General features: G+C 68.1%; 16 protein-coding genes and 2 tRNA genes. 7 read left to right on the top strand and 11 right to left on the bottom strand.

Annotated elements, in window-relative coordinates; all coding sequences use genetic code 11:
• Positions 1–59 precede the first annotated feature (59 nt).
• The 3 genes from STHE_RS06850 to STHE_RS06840 form a co-directional block, all read right to left on the bottom strand.
• The gene (locus STHE_RS06850) at positions 60–587 is read right to left on the bottom strand and encodes a ribonuclease FAU-1 family protein (RefSeq protein WP_012871838.1); all 528 of its coding nucleotides are present in this window, start codon (positions 585–587) and stop codon (positions 60–62) included.
• A gap of 5 nt (positions 588–592) precedes the next feature.
• Positions 593–1936 carry a phosphomannomutase/phosphoglucomutase gene (locus STHE_RS06845; RefSeq protein WP_012871837.1) on the bottom strand — a complete coding sequence of 448 codons (1344 nt, stop codon included), beginning with the start codon at positions 1934–1936 and terminating at the stop codon, positions 593–595.
• 124 nt (positions 1937–2060) lie between these two features.
• A complete protein-coding gene (locus tag STHE_RS06840) occupies positions 2061–2819 on the bottom strand; it encodes a Nif3-like dinuclear metal center hexameric protein (RefSeq protein ID WP_012871836.1) in 759 nt (252 codons plus the stop codon).
• A gap of 185 nt (positions 2820–3004) precedes the next feature.
• On the opposite strand from STHE_RS06840, the gene STHE_RS06835 reads away from it, so the two are divergent.
• The 3 genes from STHE_RS06835 to STHE_RS06825 all read left to right on the top strand — a co-directional run bounded on the left by STHE_RS06835 (position 3005) and on the right by STHE_RS06825 (position 4260).
• A complete protein-coding gene (locus STHE_RS06835) occupies positions 3005–3928 on the top strand; it encodes a PHP domain-containing protein (protein ID WP_012871835.1) in 924 nt (307 codons plus the stop codon).
• A 74-nt stretch (positions 3929–4002) separates the two neighbouring features.
• Positions 4003–4078 (top strand) — tRNA-Thr (locus tag STHE_RS06830).
• A gap of 109 nt (positions 4079–4187) precedes the next feature.
• Positions 4188–4260 (top strand) — tRNA-Thr (locus STHE_RS06825).
• Positions 4261–4288: 28 nt separating this feature from the next.
• Here STHE_RS06825 and STHE_RS06820 read toward each other — a convergent pair.
• Complete coding sequence (locus tag STHE_RS06820) at positions 4289–4690, bottom strand: hypothetical protein (RefSeq protein ID WP_012871834.1); 402 nt, start codon at positions 4688–4690, stop codon at positions 4289–4291.
• Between the two features lie 143 nt (positions 4691–4833).
• On the bottom strand, positions 4834–7530 hold the full coding sequence (locus tag STHE_RS06815) for a cation-translocating P-type ATPase (RefSeq protein WP_012871833.1): 2697 nt from the start codon (positions 7528–7530) through the stop codon (positions 4834–4836).
• Between the two features lie 293 nt (positions 7531–7823).
• Between STHE_RS06815 and STHE_RS06810 the strand changes: the two genes are divergently transcribed.
• Positions 7824–8204: a hypothetical protein gene (locus STHE_RS06810; RefSeq protein ID WP_148219924.1), complete on the top strand. Its 381-nt coding sequence runs from the start codon at positions 7824–7826 to the stop codon at positions 8202–8204.
• 314 nt (positions 8205–8518) lie between these two features.
• Here the strand turns inward: STHE_RS06810 and STHE_RS06805 are convergent, their stop codons facing one another.
• The gene (locus STHE_RS06805) at positions 8519–9433 is read right to left on the bottom strand and encodes a ribonuclease Z (protein WP_012871831.1); all 915 of its coding nucleotides are present in this window, start codon (positions 9431–9433) and stop codon (positions 8519–8521) included.
• A gap of 25 nt (positions 9434–9458) precedes the next feature.
• Positions 9459–10160, bottom strand: coding sequence for a class II aldolase/adducin family protein (locus tag STHE_RS06800; RefSeq protein WP_012871830.1), 702 nt, complete (start codon positions 10158–10160; stop codon positions 9459–9461).
• A 154-nt stretch (positions 10161–10314) separates the two neighbouring features.
• Here STHE_RS06800 and ggt point away from each other — a divergent pair, with 154 nt between their 5' ends.
• Positions 10315–11922, top strand: a complete 1608-nt coding sequence (ggt, locus tag STHE_RS06795; protein ID WP_012871829.1) for a gamma-glutamyltransferase — start codon at positions 10315–10317, stop codon at positions 11920–11922.
• Positions 11923–11936: 14 nt separating this feature from the next.
• On the opposite strand, the gene STHE_RS06790 is transcribed toward ggt, so the two are convergent.
• A complete protein-coding gene (locus STHE_RS06790; protein WP_012871828.1) occupies positions 11937–12464 on the bottom strand; it encodes a DUF3090 domain-containing protein in 528 nt (175 codons plus the stop codon).
• Positions 12465–12670: 206 nt separating this feature from the next.
• Between STHE_RS06790 and STHE_RS06785 the strand changes: the two genes are divergently transcribed.
• Positions 12671–13873, top strand: a complete 1203-nt coding sequence (locus tag STHE_RS06785) for a glycoside hydrolase 5 family protein (protein WP_012871827.1) — start codon at positions 12671–12673, stop codon at positions 13871–13873.
• Positions 13874–13931: 58 nt separating this feature from the next.
• Here the strand turns inward: STHE_RS06785 and STHE_RS06780 are convergent, their stop codons facing one another.
• Positions 13932–14954 carry an AIR synthase family protein gene (locus tag STHE_RS06780; protein ID WP_012871826.1) on the bottom strand — a complete coding sequence of 341 codons (1023 nt, stop codon included), beginning with the start codon at positions 14952–14954 and terminating at the stop codon, positions 13932–13934.
• A gap of 17 nt (positions 14955–14971) precedes the next feature.
• Entirely contained in the window at positions 14972–16096 is a 1125-nt protein-coding gene (locus STHE_RS06775; RefSeq protein ID WP_012871825.1) for a 6-phosphofructokinase, read from the bottom strand.
• Between the two features lie 392 nt (positions 16097–16488).
• Between STHE_RS06775 and proS the strand changes: the two genes are divergently transcribed.
• The gene (proS, locus tag STHE_RS06770; protein ID WP_012871824.1) at positions 16489–17940 is read left to right on the top strand and encodes a proline--tRNA ligase; all 1452 of its coding nucleotides are present in this window, start codon (positions 16489–16491) and stop codon (positions 17938–17940) included.
• Positions 17941–18013: 73 nt separating this feature from the next.
• Here the strand turns inward: proS and STHE_RS06765 are convergent, their stop codons facing one another.
• Positions 18014–19384, bottom strand: a complete 1371-nt coding sequence (locus tag STHE_RS06765; RefSeq protein ID WP_012871823.1) for a selenium-binding family protein — start codon at positions 19382–19384, stop codon at positions 18014–18016.
• Positions 19385–19494: the final 110 nt, after the last annotated feature.

The raw sequence follows: 19494 nt of genomic DNA, 5'->3' as shown, positions 1-19494 counted from the left end.
GTAGAGCACGGCCTCTCCGCCTTCGCCATCGCACCCCGATGCGCTCCGGCAGGTTCCGCTCATGATGGCGCTTCGGAGAAGGGGTAGGCACGCGTGCGGGCGCGTTCGATCAGTTCGTCGCGGGCGTTCAGGATCATCTGGTAGAGCGCCGGGTCGCGGGCTGCGAGCCCGGCGCGGTCGAGTTCGTCCTCGTCCAGGGTCAGATGGCGCCCATCGGGGTAGACCACGACATCGATGTAGAGGTCGTGCCAGTAGACCGTGCCGTCCTCGACCCAGCTCGGGTGGGTGACGTTGCAGTACCAGCCCTTGAAGCGGTCGTCCTCGGTGTAGAGCGCGAAGGCGTTGTACGGCCGGGTCAGGCTGAAGTACTCGATGAACACATCCCGCGGGTCGAACACCAGGTACCCCAGGTCTTTCCGCTCGAAGACCCAATAGGCCCTTGCCACGACCCAGTCCTCCGGACCGGGCAAGGCGTGGCCCGGGTAGCGGGTCGCCTCGCGTCCGTCCGGAGTGAGCTTGACGATGGTCAGGTCCGTGCCGGGAGCGGGCCGTGGGGTAGCCTCGTCCCGGCCACTGGGGGTTCCCACCTCGCTTATCCCTGCCGGATGACGGAGAGGACCGCCTGAGTCTTTTCCTCGAGCAACGCCGGATCGTTGGCCTCCACGTTGAGGCGCAGCAGGGGCTGCGTGTTGGACGGCCGGACGTTGAACCACCAGTCGGGGTAGTTGACGGTGAGGCCGTCGAGGTAATCGAGCTGCCCATCGGAGAAGCGGCTCTCAAGCCGCCGCAGCACTGCCTGCTGGTCCGCGACCTCGCTGTTGATCTCGCCCGAGCGATAGTACTGATCGAGCGGCTTCAGCGCCTCGGACATCGTGACGCCCTCCTGAGAGAGCAGCTCGATCACGGTCAGCGCCGCGATGATGCCCGAGTCGGCGTACCAGTTGTCGCGGAAGTAGAAGTGGCCGGAGTGCTCTCCGCCGAAGATGGCGTCGTGCTCCCGCATCTTGGCCTTGATGAAGGAGTGCCCCACGCGGGACCGGATCGCCTTGCCACCCTCGCGCTCAATCGTTTCCGGGACGGCGCGCGAGCAGATCAGGTTGTAGACGATGCTGGCGCCGGGGTGCTTGCGGAGGAGCGACTTGGACACGAGCGCGGTGATCATGTCGCCGCCGACGAACTGGCCGTGCTCGTCCAGGATGAACATGCGGTCGGCGTCGCCGTCGAACGCGATCCCCAGGTCGGCCTTGTGTTCGAGCACGGCGCGCCGGAGGTCGACGACGTTCTCCGGCTCCAAGGGATTGGCCAGGTGGTTTGGGAACCGACCGTCGAGTTCGAAGTAGAGCGGCACGACCTGGAGCGGGAGGCGGCCGAAGACCGCAGGGACCACCTTGCCGGCCATGCCGTTGCCCGCGTCGACGACGACCTTCAGCGGCCGGACCGACTTGGTGTCGATCATCGAGAGAACATGGTCGGCGAAGTCGTCGAGGATCTCCTTGGAGTGCACCGTCCCCGGCGACGGAGGATCCGGGAACTGGTTGCGCAGGACGAGGTCGCGGATCTCCCCAATCCCCTGGTCCATGCTCAGCGGGCGCGCCTCCTGGCGGCACAGCTTGAAGCCGTTGTACTCCGGCGGGTTGTGGGAGGCGGTCACCATGACGCCCGCGTCGTAGCCCGATTTGCCGACGGCGAAGTAGAGACTGTCGGTGCTGACCAGGCCGATGTCACAGACATCCGCGCCCTGGTCGAGGATACCGTCGATGATGGCGCTGGCCAGAGCGGGGGACGAGACGCGCATGTCGCGCCCGACCACGACCTGCTTGGCCTTGAGATAGACCACGAGCGCCCGGCCGATCTTGTAGGCGATCTCCGGGTTGAGTTCCTGCGGGTAGACGCCCCGTACGTCGTACGCCTTGAAGATCTCCGCGACGTTCTGCATCGTACTCCCTATCCGTGCTGGTGGCCACGCTCCGGTACGCGGCGGCGCGGGCCAGGGCGAAACGACGGAACCGGATCACGCCCCTTCACCGTGATAGTAGCAGGACCGGGGGCGGTGCGGGTTGTTAGATCGGGTTGGGATCGGGGATGAAGCGTGTCGCGACCCCGAAACGGTCTCGGAGCACCTCGCCGAGCGCCTGGACGCCCAGCCGCTCGGTCGCCTCATGGCCCCCGGCCAGGACGGTGATCCCCAACTCCCGCGCCAGCGCCATGGTGGGCTCACGAACATCCCCGGTCACGAGCGCGTCGCAGCCGGCCGCGACCGCCTCGTCGAGCGCGGAGTAGCCGGAGCCGGTGAGGACCGCCACCCGCCGCAGCGGGCCATGATGGCCGTCGAGCACCACCGGCGCCCGCTCGGTCACGCGTTCCAGCCGGGCCACAAGGTCCGGTACCGTGAGCGCCTCAGGCGGCTCAGCGATCACGCCGATCGGCTGACCCTGGACCTCGGCGAAGGGCGCGACGACGCTGAGGTCCAGCGCGGCAGCGAGGCGATGGTTGTTGCCGACCTCCGGATGCGCGTCGAGGGGCAGGTGGTAGGCAACGAGGTTCAGGTCGGCAGCGAGCAGCCGCTTCAGCCGCTCGCGCAGGGGACCGACGATCGGCCCGGTACGCTCGCCCCAGAGCAGTCCATGGTGGACGAGCAGCACGTCGGCGCCCCAGTCGAGGGCTGCGTCGATGGTGTACTGGCTCACGCTCACGGCCGTGGCGACGCGGTTGACGGTATCGCGTCCCTGCACCTGGAGGCCGTTCACGGCCACGTCCCGGAAGCGGTCCACCTCGAGGTACTCGGCGCAGAACGCCACGATGGCGTCACGGTCGGCCATTCCCCACCTCCCTCGTCCACGTATCAGGCGGGCCCCGCGTGCATCGTCCGCTCCGTCCGCACACATTCTGCCACGCGGCGCGGTGGGCGGCGCCCGGGCATGTGCCCAGCGAGACTATAATCGGGGGCGTCCTCCCGTGGCAGCCGGGAGGTCACGCGCCGAATGGCAGACTGGTGGGAGATATCATGACCCCCGAACCTTTCATCGTCCAGGCAGACGACCCCGTCGACTTCCACCTGCACACCCGCGCGAGCGACGGGGGGTGGACGCCGCACCAGTTGGTCGACCACCTCGTTGAGCATGGCTTCAAGGTTGCCGCGGTGTGCGACCACGACACGATGCGGTCGGTCCCCGAGGCGATGGAACACGCCGCCAACCGCGGCATCCTGATCATCCCCGGTGTGGAGGTGACCACGTGGTGGGAAGATCGCCAGTGGCACCTGCTGGTCTACGGCGCCGACCCGACCAGCGAGCGGGGGCACGGCTTCGGCGCACTGCTGGCGCGCCAGGCGGATGAGCTCGCCGCCGCTGCGGAGCGCGGGATCCTGGCACTGGAGTCGCACGGTCACGCCCTTCCGTCGCTGGAGGAAGTCGTGGACGGGCGTCCCTTGCTGCCGGTGCACGTGCTGCTGACCGCGATCAAGGACGGCCACGCCTCGAACCTCCAGACGGCACATCAGCTCGTCATGCGCTATGGCGAGACGCTGCGGGTCGACGTTCCACTGGCGGAGACGGTGCGGGCGGCGCATGAGGCCGGGGGCATCTGCATCCTGGCACATCCGGGGCGGAACGACGGCGCCGGTATCCTCAGCCCGGACCAGCTCGACAGAATGTTGCAGGCGATCCCGATCGACGGGCTGGAGGCGCACTATCGCTCCTACACCGAGGACGATACCGAGCACTATCGGGCGATGGCCCATGAGCGGGGGTTGTTGGTGAGCTGTGGCTCAGACTCGCATGCACCCAACTTCCCGGTCAACCCGCGGCCGTATCCGGCGCGCTGGGTGGTTCCGTTCCTGGAGCGGCTCGGCTGCGAAGTCGCCGGCTTCGACGGCACCTCCTGGCATCGCGGGGCCGACGCGGTCCTCCAGGCACCGCGGGCGTCCTAGCTTGAGCATCACGAAGGGGCGGGGGCCTGGTCTGGACGCAGACGCCGTTCTTGGGGTATAGTTACAAGCGCTGTGCCCACGTAGCTCAGGAGGCAGAGCACATTCTTGGTAAGAATGAGGTCCGGGGTTCGAATCCCCGCGTGGGCTCCACCTCCTCCCAAGCTCTGAAAAATGTGGGCAAGGGGGGATGACACAACAAGGAGTATGTGCTATACTCCCTAGCGCGCAGCGATGGCGCGGCCGGTAACGGCCAGGACAAGCCGATGTAGCTCAGTTGGTAGAGCAAGTGTTTCGTAAACACTAGGTCGTCGGTTCGAGTCCGACCATCGGCTCCGCAGACCGCCCAGTCGGGCGGTTTTTTCATTCTCCTTCCATCGGCCAATGGGACGCCTCGTAGGCCAGCGGCAGCTCGGCGCTGGTCACGGCGCCACCCGTGCCGGGTTCCGCTCCGGGGTGGAAGCGCTGGTCGCCGATCGCGAAGCCGCGCGCGATCTGCTCCCCTTCGACCAGATAGCCGGCCAGCCGCTGGGTGAACGCACGGACATCCGGGTTATTCCAGAAACGCTCGAACTGGACCTGGAAATCGTTCCCGCTCAGGCCGAACTGGAGGACGCAGAAGCCGCTGCCGACGTAGGTGGTGAACTCAGCGAAGCCCGCGTCGGCGAGCGCGCTCTCTGGCAGGTGCTCCAGGGCGCGGCGCAGGCCGACCTCGTCGCCGGTCTTGAGTCGGGCCACGTAAACGAAGCGTCGGGTTCTCGCCATGTCGTCACTCCTTCACATCCCGGCGCTGCGGTCGCGGGCCATCGTGCCAGCGCGCTTCTCCCGCGGGCCGCCCGTTCGGGGGTGGGTGTGCTCGCCGCGATCGATCACTCCCTGGCAAGCCACGGGCAAAGTGCGTGCCGTGTCTAGCGGCTCACCCGGCGCAGGCGCTTGTGTACCTCGACAGCCAGCAGAACCATGACCCCGATCAGCACGATCCGCACCCAGGCCTCCAGGGAAATCGGCTCCAGCCGGAGCAGGTACTGGGTGGGCGGCAGGTAAAGGGCAATGACGTGGAGCGCCACGCCCCCCAGGGTCGCGAAGAGAAGGAACGGATTGGAGCGCGGGTCAACCCGGAAGGAGGAGCGCCAGAGCGCCCGGACGTTGAAGACCTGGAAGGCCTCGACGATCACCAGCGTGGTCAGCGCGACGGACCGCGCGGCCGTGAGCGATCCGGAGTTGTCCAGTTCCCAGCGGAACAGCAGCAAGGTGCCTATCGCGGCCAGCAGTCCTGCGATGGCTACTCGCTCCCAGAGGACTCGCGAGAGGATCGGTTCCGATCGCGGGAGTGGCTTGCGGTCGAGCACGTCACCCTCCGGAGGCTCGAACGCGAGGGCGATGTCTTGCAGACCTTCGGTGGCGAGGTTGAGCCAGAGGATCTGGGCTGCCAGCAGCGGCAGCGGCCAGCCGGCCGCGACGGCGGCGACGACCGCGACCACCTCGGCGACGTTGGTGGCGACGAGAAACAAGGTCACCTTGCGCACGTTGTCGAACGCGGTGCGGCCCTCCTCGACCGCGGCGTAGATGGTGACGAAGTTGTCGTCGGCGAGGACCATGTCGGCGGCCTCGCGGGCGACGTCCGTGCCGCTGCGCCCCATGGCGACACCGATGTCGGCGGCACGGAGCGCCGGACCGTCGTTGACCCCGTCGCCCGTAACGGCGACGACCTCACCGCGCTCCTGCAGGGCCGTCACGATACGCAGCTTGTCCTGCGGGGTGACGCGGGCGTAGACCGGCACCTCGGCTACCGCGCTCCGCAGGGCGTCGGTGTCCATGGCCGCAAGGTCCTCGCTGGTCAGCACGCGGACGTCATCCCCTGCAATCCCCAGGTCGCGTGCGATCGCCGCCGCCGTGACCGCGTGGTCGCCGGTGATCATCAGGACCCGGATTCCGGACCGATGGCAGCGTTCGATTGCCTCGCGGACGCCCGGTCGTGGCGGGTCGATCATGCCCTGCAGCCCGGCGAAGATCAGCCCCCCGGCTTCCACGGTAGCGGCGGTATCCTCCGGGGGGCGATCGAACTGACGGTACGCCATCGCCAGCACGCGCATCCCGTCGCGTGCCATGTCGTCCACGGTCTCTTGAACGGCCGCCGGGTCGAGCGGTACGACCGACTCCCCGTGCCGCATCCGGTCGCAGAGCGGAAGGATGCGCTCCGGGGCACCCTTGACGGCCAGCAGATACCCGTCATCGGTGCGACGCAGGCTGGCCGAGAATCGCCGCTCCGCTTCGAACGGGACTTCGTCGATGCTCGGGTAGCGGGCGCGCAAGCCCTCGGGCTCGAGGCCGGCGCGGTGGGCTGCGATCAGGAGCGCGGCCTCGGTCGGGTCGCCGGTGACGCGGTAGCCGTCGCCGGTGGGGTAGACAGCGGCTTCGTTCGTCAGCACGCCGATGAGGAGCGTGTCGTAGACCGGGTCCCCTGGCCGTACCGAGTTGGATTCGGGCGAAGGCGTTGGGGTCGTGCCCGGCACGACGCTCTGCCCGCCGGACCAGACCCGGCGAACCGTCATCCGGTTCTCGGTGAGGGTGCCCGTCTTGTCGGAGCCGATCACGGTCGTGCTGCCGAGCGTCTCCGCCGCTGGGAGGTGCCGGATGATCGCGTTGCGGCGGGCCATCCGGCGGACGCCGGTCGCGAGCGTGATGGTCAGCCCTACCGGCAACCCCTCGGGCACGGCCGCCACCGCGAGCGCCACCGCGACGAGGAGCATGTCCACCGCTTCCTGTCCCTGTGCGATACCGATCGCGACCGTTGCAGCGGCCGTCACCGCGGTGTACAGGGCCAGACTCCGAGCCAGGCGCGCCACGCGCTGTTGGAGCGGTGTCTCCGTATCCTCCGCTTCGCGCATGGCGCTGGCGATCGCACCGAGTTCCGTGTTGATGCCGGTGGCGACGACGTAGCCGCGCCCACGCCCCGAAACGACCACGGTCCCGGAGAAAGCGAGGCTGGACCGGTCTCCCAGCGGCGCTGTCTCCGGGACCGGGTTCGGATGCTTGGTCACGGGGACCGACTCCCCAGTGAGCAGCGACTCGTCGACCAGGAGGGACGTCGTGGTCGTCAGCCGGAGGTCGGCTGGCACCCGTGTGCCGGACTCCAAGAGGACGACGTCGCCGGGCACGAGTTCCCGACTCGGCACGTCGCGCTCGATGCCGTCACGGATGACCCGGGAGTGTGGTGCGCTGAGCTGCCGGAGTGCGCGGAGGGACGTTTCCGCCTGCCGCTCCTGGTAGAGCCCGATGGTGGCGTCTAACAGGAGGGCGAAGGCGATGACGATGGCATCGACCGTCTCGCCGATCAGGAGGCTGATCGCCAGGGCCGCGAACAGGATGTAGCTCAGCGGGCTGCGAAACTGTCGGAGCAGCAGGATAAGGAGTCCCGGCGGCGGCTCCTCCGGGATCTCGTTGGGGCCGATGCGAACGAGTCGCGCTTCGGCCTCGGCGTCGGTCAGTCCCGTGTCGGATGTGCTGAGACGCGCCCGAACCTCGTCGGCCGGGAGGGCGTGCCAGGGCGGCGCGCTGGCGGAGCGGCCGGTGCGGGTGTCGGTTGCTGCGGTTCGGTTCCGCATCAGCAATTCCTCAGTCGCGGATCAGCGGGCGGACGAACGCCTGCGCGATCCTCACGACCGCAATCGTACAGGCCCGACCTCGGAGCCCCCGCAGCGCGTGAGGCGGTTGGACGTGCTCGGGCGCCGCGGTGCCTGCCGGTGCGGCGTTACGACGCTGTCAGAATCCGCGTCAAATCTCGGGCCGCGACCGCATACTAGGACATAACGACTCCGGGGCACAGGCCGTGCGACCGCCAGCCTCGGGTACAATGGCCGTGCGCGCGATCTGTGAGGTCGCGCTGGAAGGGGCCGGGATGGTGGAGGACACGTATCCGTATCGGGAGTTGCTCCAGCGGGTCATCTCACCGGTGGCCCTGTCGATCCTGGAGCGTATGACCCCGGTCATCAGCAGCATCTACGACCTGGACGAACTCCTGGACGCCCGCCTGCCGTTGACGGAGCAGGCGATGCACGAGGAGCAATTCACCGAGCGGCTGGCCCGCATCGTTCGGCTTCTCCCGCCCGGGATCAGTCCGATGCCGAACGAGGTGTTCACCGCGATCGAGTTCCTGATCTATCAGATCCGCGGCGAGCCGATCCGGCTCGGCCTGGCGATCGCGCGCCTGGAAGAGCTCAGCTACGAGATCAAAGCCGACCCCACGCTTCATCAGCTCGTCACCGGCCGCGCGAACTGAGGGATTCGCAGGGGATACCCTGGCGCCCAGCTCATGCACCTTAGGGCCCACCGCCGCCATGCCGTCGCCAGCGGTCGAGGCGTCGAGCCTCGGTCCGGTTTGTCACCCCGATCCCGCACCGAGAGCGCACTCCCAGGAGCGCGGGCGTCGTCTCACGCCGCGCCGCGTTTCTGCAGCCCCGTGGTCGGGTGGTAGCCACAGCGCGAGATCCTTCGCTTCGCGAAGGAGGCCAGGACGGGACGTGTCACCGCCTGCTGGGTCACTCGGGATAGGACCCTGAAGCGGCACCGTGTGCCCTGCCTGCACATCCAGTCCTACTCGTCATCCGGGAACGCCAGGGTGAGGGTGCGGTGGGCGCGGCCGATGTCGGTATTGGGGAAGATGTCGCGGGCGAGCGGCAGGTAGGCGCCGGGGTCGGTCAGCGCGGGGCTGAAGTGCGTGAGCCAGAGGCGCTTGACCTCACCCGCAGCGGCGATCGCGGCGGCTTCCTGGAAGATCATGTGTCCCCGCTCGACGGCACGGTCGAGCATGTCGGGGTCACCGTACATCCCCTCGCAGACCAGCAGATCGGCGCCACGGACGAAATCGGGAAGTTCCGGGGTGGGCCGGGTGTCGGTGACGAACGCGACCGTCAGGCCGCGGCGGGGCGGCCCCAGGACTTCCTCCGGCTGAATCGGCCGCCCATCCACGGTCACGGACTCGCCGCGCTGGAGGCGGCTCCAGAGAGTGATCGGTATCCCCAGTTCCCGGGCACGGTCGGTGTCGAACCGTGGGGCGCGCGGGCGGTGGAAGGTGTAGGCCAGGCAGGGCACCCGGTGCTCGACAGCCAGTGCACGGAGCTGGAGCCCGGCCGGGAGGTCCACCGTCTCACCCCCGGTGAGCTCGTGTACCTCAACGGGGAAGGGGAGCCGGGGGACGATGACCCGCATCGCCGCGACAGCGGCCGCGGTTCCGGGCGGGCCGTAGATGGCGACCGGATCTTCCCGCTCGGCGTGGGCCACGGTGTAGAGGACGCCGGGCAGTCCCGCGACGTGGTCGGCGTGCAGGTGGGTGAGCACGATGGTGCCGAGGTCGCGGAAACCCCAGTTCGTGGAGCGCCACGAGATCTGGGTTCCCTCCCCGCAGTCGCAGAGGATGATGTGCCCCTCGCAGCGCAAGAGGAGCGCTGAGAGCCAGCGGTTCGGGAGCGGCATCATCCCGCCGGTCCCGAGGAGGCACGCGTCGATCATCGGGCAGCGCCTCGCGGCAGCCTGGTCATAGGCCGGCCTCCTCCGGCTGTGCGGCCTGCGCAAATGCGTCGCGTCGGTGCAGCGCCTCGCCCATCAGGTCCTGGGGGATCTCCTGGGCGCCACCGAGGAGATCCGCCTTCAGGGTGAACTCGGCGGCCTCCTCCAACACGAAGACCAGGCGCACTGCGCTCTCGATGTCCCGGTCGAAGACAAGCACCCCGTGGTTGGCCAGCAGGACGGCCTTGGTCCGCGGGCCGACCACATCCAGGATGTTGCGTACGGAGCGCTCGGAGCCGCGCGGTCCGTAGGCTGCCACGGGTACCGGTTCAGTCACGTCGAACCGGATCATCGCCTCGTATACGGGCGAGATCGGCTTGCCGGCGATAGCGAAGGCAGTGATGTGGGGTGAGTGGGTGTGGATGATCGCGCCGACATCGGCGCGCGCCCGGTAGATGGCGGCGTGCATCTGAATGATCTCACGTGCGGTCGGGGTCAGGCTCCCGCGTAGCCCCCGTCCGTCGAGGTCGAGCAGGGCCAGATCGTGCCGCTCCAATCGGTCCAGCGTCCCGCCGCCGGTCAGAACGAAGGCGCCCGCGCCGGGGACGCGCGCGCTGATGTTGCCGTGCTGGCTCAGCGAGAGGACGCGACCCTCGACGAGCGTGCGCGCCGCGGCAAGCACACTCTCCTCGGCGGTGGCAAGGGCCTGAGCATCGATGGTGCCGGCCATGACTCAACTCCCTTCCGCGCGGCGTCAGCCGCCACGCTATGATAGCCCTGTGTCCCGTTGCCGCAAGAGCCGAGCCTCTCCCGGCGGATGTGTAGTACGATCGACCTGTTGCACAGGGATTCGGATGTGCGGTGCTGAGCGAGGGGGAGGGACGATGACCCAGGTGCTGGGACGGCCAACGACCCTGGCCGTCGAGGGAATGGTCGCGACGCCGCACTACCTGGCCAGCGTCGCGGGGCTGAGGGCGCTCCAATCTGGAGGAAACGCCGTCGACGCTGCGGTGGCGGCCAACGCGGTGCTCACCGTTGTCTACCCGCACATGTGCGCCCTCGGTGGCGACGCGTTCTTCTTGATCTGGGAGCCGGGCGAGGGGCGACTGCACGCGTTGAACGGGAGCGGCCGATCCCCGGCGGCTGCCAGTATCGACGCGCTGACAGCGGCGGGTCACACGACGATGCCGCAGCGGGGCGCGCTGGCTGTGACCGTCCCGGGCACGGTGCACGCCTGGGAGACGGTGCTGGACCGCTTCGGCACGTTCGGCCTGTCGGACCTGCTGCAGCCGGCCATCGCCTACGCTGAGCGGGGCTTCCCGGTGTCCCCGGGGCTGCATGCGGCCATCGCCCAGGCGCGGCCGCTGCTGGAGCAGCAGGATGCTGCGGCGCGGCAATTCCTGCCTGGCGGCAAGGTGCCGGCGGTGGGCGACGTGTTGCGGCAGCCGGACCTGGCGGCATCGCTGCGCCTGATCGCCGGGCGGGGAGCGGATGCCTTCTACAAGGGTGCGATCGCGCAGTCGATCGTCGACAGCCTCCGGGAGCACGGGGGCCTCATGACGCTCGATGACATGGCGGTGCATCGCTCCGATTGGGTGGAGCCGCTCCGCACGACCTACCGTGGGGTGGAACTGGTCGAGTTGCCTCCCAACACCCAGGGAGTGACCGCGCTGCAGATGGCCAACATCGTCGAGGGGTTCGATGTGGCCGGGCTGGGATACGGCAGCGCGGAGCTAATCCACCGCTGCGTCGAGGCGAAGAAGCTGGCATTCGTGGACCGCGACCGTTACATCACCGACCCGGAGCGCGTTCCCATCCCGATCGAGCGGTTGATCGCGAAGGAGTACGCCGCCGAGCTACGCCAGCGGATCGACCCCGACCGTGCATGGACGCCGGAGGCCGACTCACCCGGCGGCGGCGATACGGTGTACCTGTGTGTCGTCGACCGCAACGGGATGGCGGTGTCGCTCATCCAGAGCATCTTCCAGGGCTTTGGATCTGGGCTGGTGGCGGACGGCACAGGCATCGTGCTCAACAACCGGGGCGCCTCATTCACGCTGGACCCCGATGCCGCCAACCGGTTGGAGCCGAGCAAGCGCCCGATGCATACGCTGATCCCGGCCATGCTGCTGCGGGACGGTCAGCCGTGGGTCGTGCTGGGCACGATGGGCGGTCACGGCCAGGCGCAGACGCACTTGCAGCTGTTGCTGAACCTGGTGGACTTCGGGATGGAGCCGCAGGCGGCGATCGAGGCGCCGCGATGGGTCAGCGGGCGCGGCACGCCGGACGACCCGGCGCATGTGCTCCGGATCGAGCCAGGGTTCGGAGCGGCCACGATCGAGCGGCTCCGCGCCATGGGCCACGAGGCACGAGCGACTGAGCCGTTCTCTTCGCTCATGGGTCATGCGCAGATGATCCAGGTCGACCGGGAGCGGGGTATCCTGCTCGGGGCCGCGGACCCACGCGCGGACGGCTACGCGCTGGGATGGTGAGGGTCAGACCGCGCTCACTCGGGGGACCAGGGGAGGTGCCCGTTGTTGTGCGGGCAGACGTGCCCCTCGGGACCGATCGGTGCGCCGCAGCGCGGGCACCGTGGTCGCCCAGCGGCGACCACGCGGGCTATCTCCTCCGCAAGCGCCATTGCGGCGGGCAGAGTGGCTCGCCCGGCGAAGACGGGGGCGTCGTCGTCGTCCTGCTCGATGTCGTGGGCGAAGATCGCCAGTTGATGCCGCTCGTCGTCGTAGCCGATGGCCATCTTGCTCACGACATACTCCGGCGCCGTGGGAGGAACGTCCCCGTTCAGCGGCGCCGGGTCCGGTTGAAGGTCGTCGACGGGGTAACCGGCGGTGCCCAACTGCTCGATCAGTTGCTCGACGGCGAGGCCGAGTGCGCGGAGTTGTTCCTTCTCCATCCAGAGCGAGACAAGGTCGCCCTCGGTCCCGGCGATAAGCCGGAAACGGCGGTGGCCCGGCTCGCCGATGGCCTCGGCGACCAACACGGTGAGCAGCTCGAACTCGTGATGCTCAAAGGCCACTGGGTGCTCGACTCCTCCCGGAACAGACCTCGCCCGTATCCATCCGAGCATACTACACGCGGGAAGACGCGCAAGTCCGGTGCGCGGGCCACGGTTGGGCGAGGGACCGAACGGATCCTCGTTCGTCATACGGAGGGGACGGTGGCGGGCCCGCTGGCACGGGTTCGCCCCGCGAATCGACGACAGGGAAGGGTTCCAGACGAGTTATGAGACGAATCGCAATCTTTGTGCTGCTGGCTCTGATCGCCACGCTGGTGATCGCCTGCGGTGGGGGTTCGTCCACGCCGACCCCGGCGGGTGAGAGCACGAGCACCGCTCAGGAGAGCCCGACAGCGGGCGAGACGCCGACGGAGACGCCGAGCGACGGGGCGCCGTCCGGTGAGACCGGCAGCAGGAACTACATCTACGGTTTCAACGTCTTCGCCCGCGGCGACGATCAGGGCGCGGAGTTCAATGAACAGGTCATCGACATGGTGACCGGGGCCGGGTTCGACTGGGTCCGCATCCAGATCGAGTGGAGTCAGTTTGAGCGGGCCAAGGGCCAGTGGGACCCGCTCCCAATCGACCGCATTGTCGAGCAGTTCGAGGCCCGTGGCGTCAATGTCCTCGCGACGCTTGTGAAGGCCCCGGAGTGGGCGATTGACCCGAGCGGCCAGCAGTTCCTGCGCGACTACAACGACTTCGCCGAGTTCGTGCAGTTCGTGGTCGGCCGCTATCAGGGCAAGATCGACGCTTGGGAGATCTGGAACGAGCAAAACCTGGCGCATGAGGTCGGTGGCACGGTTCGGGTCGAAGACTACGCCAAGATGCTCGAGGCGGCGTACCAGGCGGCCAAGTCGGTTGACCGCAGCGCGGTCATCCTCTTCGGCGGCCTGACGCCCACCGGGGTGAACGACCCCAGCGTGGCCATCGACGACGTGGCGTATCTGGAGTCCTTCTACAGCCTTGAAAACGGCCGCTACGCGATGTACTTCGACGTGCTCGGGGCGCACGTCAACGCGACCAACCACTCGCCGGACAAGATGTTGCCCGACAACCCCGGTGAGGGGAACTGGGCGGACCATCCCAGCTTCTACTTCCGGCGCGCCGAGCAACTTCATGAGGTGATGGCCAAGTACGGCGATACCCGGCCGGTGTGGATCACTGAGTTCGGCTGGACGACGGCCAATCAGGCGCCGGGGTACGAGTACGGTGCCGACGTGAGTGAGCAGGACCAGGCCGACTACCTGGTCGGGGCCTTCCAGTGGGCTCAGGAGAACTGGCCGTGGGCGCGCGGCATGTTCGTCTGGAACCTGAACTATTCCGTGATCACGCCACCGGAGGATGAGAAGCATCCGTGGAGCGTCCTCAACGCCGACTGGTCACCTCGGCCGGCCTACGAGGCGCTGCGCGACATGCCCAAGCTGTAGGCAGCAATAACCGTCAGGAGTATCGCGACCCCGCGGCTCACTCGGCCGCGGGGTCGTTTCATTGCTCGGCGAAGAGGCGAGCGATTTCGTCCACCGCGAAGCTCGGCAGTGGTCCTGTGGTCCCGCGCGTGGTCAGTGTTGCCTCGTGCGGGTCGGCCGTGAGCCGGCCGATGGCGGCGGCAGGGATCCCGGCCTCCTGGAGCGCGGCGAGCGCGGTCGAAACACCCTCCGGCGCGACCACGGCGAGGAGCGCGCCGGAGGCGATGAGCCCGAGCGGATCGAGTCCGAAGACCTCGCAGAGGACGCGCGTCTCGGGGTAGACGGGGATGGCATCGCCCTCGACGGCTAGTCCCAGCCCGGTTGCAGCACCCAGTTCGCGCAGACCGGTCGCCAGCCCGCCTTCCGTCGGATCATGCAGTGCATGGAGCTGTGACCCGAGGGCCTCGCGCAGGACCCGGGCGGCCGGGACGACGCTCAGGCCGGGGTCGTGGAGGAACCGGGATGCGCGCTCGAGGACGTCCCGGTCAACCTGGCCGGCAAGTGTCTCCGTCATCTCGCGTGCGAGGATCGCGGTACCTTCGATGGCGATCCCCCGTGCCAGGATGATGGTGTCGCCTGGTTTGGCGCTACACGGGTCGATAAGATCCTCCGGCTGCGCCTCCCCGGCCATCAGCCCGACGACGATCGGCCGGTCAAGCCCGGTCGTGATCTCGGTGTGGCCGCCGACAAGACTGACGCCGACCGATTCGCAGCCCTCACGCAGCCCGGCGAAGATACGTTCGACGAGCGCCGGGGTCGTGCTGTGCTCCGGGAGCAGGGTAGTGACCAGCATCCAGCGCGGTGTGGCGCCCATGCAGGCGATGTCGTTGGCGTTGACGTGTGCGGCGTACCACCCGATTTCATCGGTGGCGAAGGTGATGGGGTCGGTCTTCAGCACCAGCAGACGGTCGGCGAAGCGCACCACGGCGGCGTCTCGACCGATGCCCGGGCCGACCACCACCGACGGGTCCGACTCGAGCGAAGCGAGCAGCGACGCCAGGAGCTCCTGCGGGAGCTTCCCCGGCGGCAGCGTTTCCGTCATGCACGCTCCTGTCTGACTCACTCCTCCGGCATTACATCGCCGAAGGAGATCCCGATCTCGCGCGCGGTTCGTACGGCCGAGTGGTCGACCGGGACGTGCCGCGGCCCACGGCTCGGCTCCGAGAGCGGTACGGAGACCACGGAGTACGGGCGCTGCCCGGCCAGATCACCGCTGACGCCGACCATGTACCCCAGCGCGCCTTCCGCGATCAGATCCACCGCGGCGGCCCCGAGCACCGAGCCGAGGACCCGGTCGCGTGCGGTTGGGCTGCCGCCCCGCTGGAGGTGACCAAGCACCACCGAGCGCACCTCCTGCGTGATCGTGGCGGCCAACTCGCGGCGCAGCCACTCGCCGATGCCACCGTAGCGGCGCTCGTAGGGGAGATGCCCGACCTTTTCGTAGATCGCCTCGCCGCCCTCCGGCTTCGCGCCTTCGGCCACGACGATGATAGTGAAGTGGCGGCCGAGCGCCTGGCGTCGCCGGATCGTTGCCCGGATGGCGTCGAGCTTGAATGGGATCTCCGGGATCAGGATCACGTCGCCGCCACCGGCCAGGCCAGAGTGGAGGGCGATCCAGCCGGTGGTGCGGCCCATGACCTCCACGATCATGACCCGGTGGTGGCTCTCGGCCGTGGTGTGCAGCTTGTCGATGGCGTCGGTGACCGTGTTGACCGCTGTGTCGAAGCCGAAGGTGACCTCGGTGCCGCGCACGTCGTTGTCGATCGTCTTGGGCACGCCGACGACCGGGGCACCCATGGTATGGAGGTGGTGTGAGACGGTCAGGGTGCCGTCGCCGCCGATGACCACCAGCGCGTCGATGCCGTGCTGCTCGACTCGCCGCAGGACCTCGCTGCTGTAGTCGCGGGGCGCTTCGTCACCGGGCGCAGCGTAGGAGAAGGGGTTGCACCGGTTCGAAGCGCCAAGGATCGTGCCGCCTCGTGGCAGGATGCCGCGCACACCATCGAGCGTGAGTTCGACCCAGCGGTCGTGGATGACCCCCTCGAAGCCGTCGCGGAACCCGATCACCGACCACCCGTGGTCGAGGATGGCCGCCTTGGTGACTGCCCGAATCACCGCGTTGAGACCGGGGGCGTCTCCCCCGCCGGTGAGGACCGCAATCCGCTTCCGTCCCTCGACTGCCATAGCGACTCTCCCCTGCCTTGCGTTCCGTCCCCATCACCGCCACCCGCTGTCGACGTCCGATCGTGGCACGCACGGTCGGGACCAACGGCCGTGACGGTCGATGGGCCGGCCGGGCTGCGGCGACTGCTATAATGCCACGCTGGAGTCGGCCGGCCGGAGAGCGGACTCTTCGGCATTCTACACAGAGTGCAGTGATGCATCGGCGAAGTGGACGCGGAGACGGGCTCTTCCGCACCCGGAACGCAGCATGGTGCCCGGCGCCGCTCCCCCGGTTGGGGGGCGGCTGGGGTGGCATCCCCGCGCCTCCCAGCAGGGGAAAGGCCCCTGCATGTGGACGTGTGGCTGTGAGCCGCGTGATGATCGTATGAGCGTGGGAGGATAGGGGACCACCGATGAGCGACGAACGAAAGTACGTCGAGGAACTGAGCGACGTGGAGGACGATTTCGACCGCTGGTACGTCGAGGTCGTCCGCCGGGCGGAGCTGGCTGACGAGTCGCCGGTGCGGGGCACGCGCGTGGTGCGGCCCTACGGCTTCGCCCTGTGGGAGAACATGCAGGCGGAGCTCGACCGGCGGATCAAGGAGACGGGCGTCCAGAACGCCTACTTCCCGCTCTTCATCCCGCAGAGCATGCTGGCACGAGAGGCCGAGCACGTGGAGGGCTTCGCGCCGGAGGTCGCGTGGGTAACGCGCGGCGGCAACAAGGAGCTGGAAGAGCCGTGGGCGGTGCGCCCGACCTCTGAGGCGATCATCTGCCCGATGTACGCGCGCTGGGTCCAGTCGTACCGCGACCTGCCGATTCTCATCAACCAGTGGAACAGCGTGGTGCGCTGGGAGGAACGTCCCCGCGCCTTCCTCCGCTCGCTGGAGTTCCTCTGGCAGGAGGGCCACACGGCCCATGCGACGCTAGAGGAGGCCGAAGAGCGGACGCGCCTGATGCTCGAGGTCTACCGCGACTTCGTGGAAACGGAGCTGGCCGTTCCGGTGATCCCGGGCCGGAAGACGGAGTCGGAGAAGTTCGCCGGCGCGCTCCGGACCTACACCATCGAGGCGATGATGGGCGGCAAGAAGTGGGCGCTGCAGTCCGGAACCTCGCACAACCTGGGCGACCACTTCGGCCGCGTCTTCGGCATCGAGTTTCTGGATCGGAACGGCGAGCGCCGCTACGCCTTCAACACGAGCTGGGGGCTCAGCTTCCGCATGGTCGGCGCGGTGATCATGGTGCACGGCGACGACCGGGGCTTGAAGCTGCCGCCGCGGGTGGCACCGATCCAGGTCGTGATCGTCCCAATCTGGCGCAAGGAGTCGGAGCGCGAGGCGGTGGAGGCCGCCGTCGACCGCGTGCGCGATGCGCTGCTGCCGGTGGCGCGGGTCTTCGTCGACCGGCGCGACGACAAGACGCCGGGCTGGAAGTTCAACGAGTGGGAACTCAAGGGCGTGCCGGTGCGACTGGAGATCGGCCCGCGCGACGTGGCCAACGATCAGGTCACGCTGGTGCGCCGCGATACCCACGAGAAGCAGGCGATCTCCATTACCGATCTGGCGGGCCGGATCACGGAGATCCTGGACGACATCCAGGCCAACCTCTTCGCCGCCGCGTCGCGGATGCTGGCCGAGAACACGGTGGAGATCGACAGCTACGACGTGCTCAAGGAGCGGGTCGCGGCGAACGCGGGGTTCTCCCGTGCCTACTGGTGCGGCAGCGAGGAGTGTGAGGATCGGGTCAAGGCCGAGACCAAGGCCACGATCCGCTGCATCCCGTTCGACCAGCCGGAGGCGCCCGGTCGCTGCCTCGTGTGCGGCGAAGCCGCGCAGCAGCAGGTGATCTGGGCGCGAGCGTACTAACGTCCGCTCAACACTGGCGAACACGCGCCGCTCCTCTCCCGGCTCGGGAGAGGGGCGGTTTCATCTCGGGCTCTTAGACCCAGATGTCCGATGTCGAGTCGCCGCCGGGATAGCGCATCTCATGCGCACGGGCGGGTCCGGCCGGCTCCTTGCCGAAGTCGACGAAGAAGTCCTTGTTGATCCGCATGCCGCCCCGCTCGGTGTCGCAATCGATCTGCAGCAGGTGCGAGCCGGCGGTGGCGAGGTCGGGGTAGAACTGGTTGTCCCAAGTGCTGTAGAGCGAGTTGGTGACGTAGAGCCGCTTGCCGTCCAGGCTGAGCTGGAGCATCTGCGGCCCGCCGCGCAGCGTGTTCCCCTGCACCTCCTCGGCACGCCCGAGAAGCCCGCCGACCCAGACCTGCCCGGCCAGCCTCGGCTTGGCAGGGTCACTAATGTCGTACTGCCGGATATCACCGTGGAGCCAGTTGGAGAAGTAGAGGTAGCGGTCGTTCATCGACACCAGGAGGTCGGTGATCAGACTGGGGACCGGGAAGGGCCAGCCCGCCACTTCAACCGGTTCAACCGCGATCACGTTCTCGACGGTCCAGTCGCCGTCTTTCCGCTCCCAGTGCCACATGGTGCTGCTGAGCGCGGCGCCGACGAAGCCGTGAGTGCTATCCGGATCGTGGAGGAAACGCACCTCGAGCGGGATCAGCCCTTCGTCACCCAAGTCGACCGTCTTGATGACGTCGTGCTTTTCCCAGTCCCAGAAGTGGATCGCGTGACCGTACTTCCCGGCCGTCACGTCCTCAAGGTTGAAGCCGGGTAGGAACGTGCTCGGCGCGCCCCACTCACTGCTGACCATGACGTTGTGGCGTGGCTGGTGCCAGTAGTCATAGTTGAAGCGCATGGCGCCGCTGTCGTGCTCCCAGCGGCCGGTGATGTTGAAGTCCTGGTCGAGCAGGAGGAACCCGCCCGGCCCGTCGCCGTCCCGGTCGCCGAGCATCGAGATCATAATTGTGCCGTCCGGCAGACAGTGGACTGTGTGCGGCGCGGAGAGATTGAGACGCTCCTTGATCTCCTCTCCCTCGATGACCTTGTGGACCTTCGGCGCCCGCGGGTCGCTCGCGTCAAGGATATTGACGCGGCTCGACAGGGTTCCCGGGGCGATCAGGAAGCGGCGGCTCGCACCGGGGTCGGCGTGGCACGAGCTGCACGCATTCCAGCCGAAGTGGTGCAACTCATCGCCGACGTGGGGCATGTCGGTGCGGTGGATCACCTGTGAGTAGGTGCGCGAGTTCGGGTCGACGTCAACCGTCGCCAGGTAGTCGGGGTGCTCAATGCCGGTACCCTCGTAGAGTGCAGTGGCGTAGAGCTCCTTCTCCGGACCGGCCTTCATCGCGTCGGCCGGCGAGGCGTAGCCAGGCCCATGGTGCTCGTGGGACGCGTGGTCGGCGCTGCCCATGGGAGTCCCTCCTTAGGGGGTGATACCCGGTTCGGCTCGCACGGGCGCGGGCCGACCGTGGTGGAGGCATAGCGGGAGGACACACGTGGCACTAGTGTGAGGCACTGACA

Source organism: Sphaerobacter thermophilus DSM 20745 (assembly GCF_000024985.1).
Taxonomy (GTDB): Bacteria; Chloroflexota; Chloroflexia; order Thermomicrobiales; family Thermomicrobiaceae; genus Sphaerobacter; species Sphaerobacter thermophilus.
Note: the sequence above shows the minus strand (reverse complement) of the source record. Positions and strands in the feature narration are given on the sequence as shown.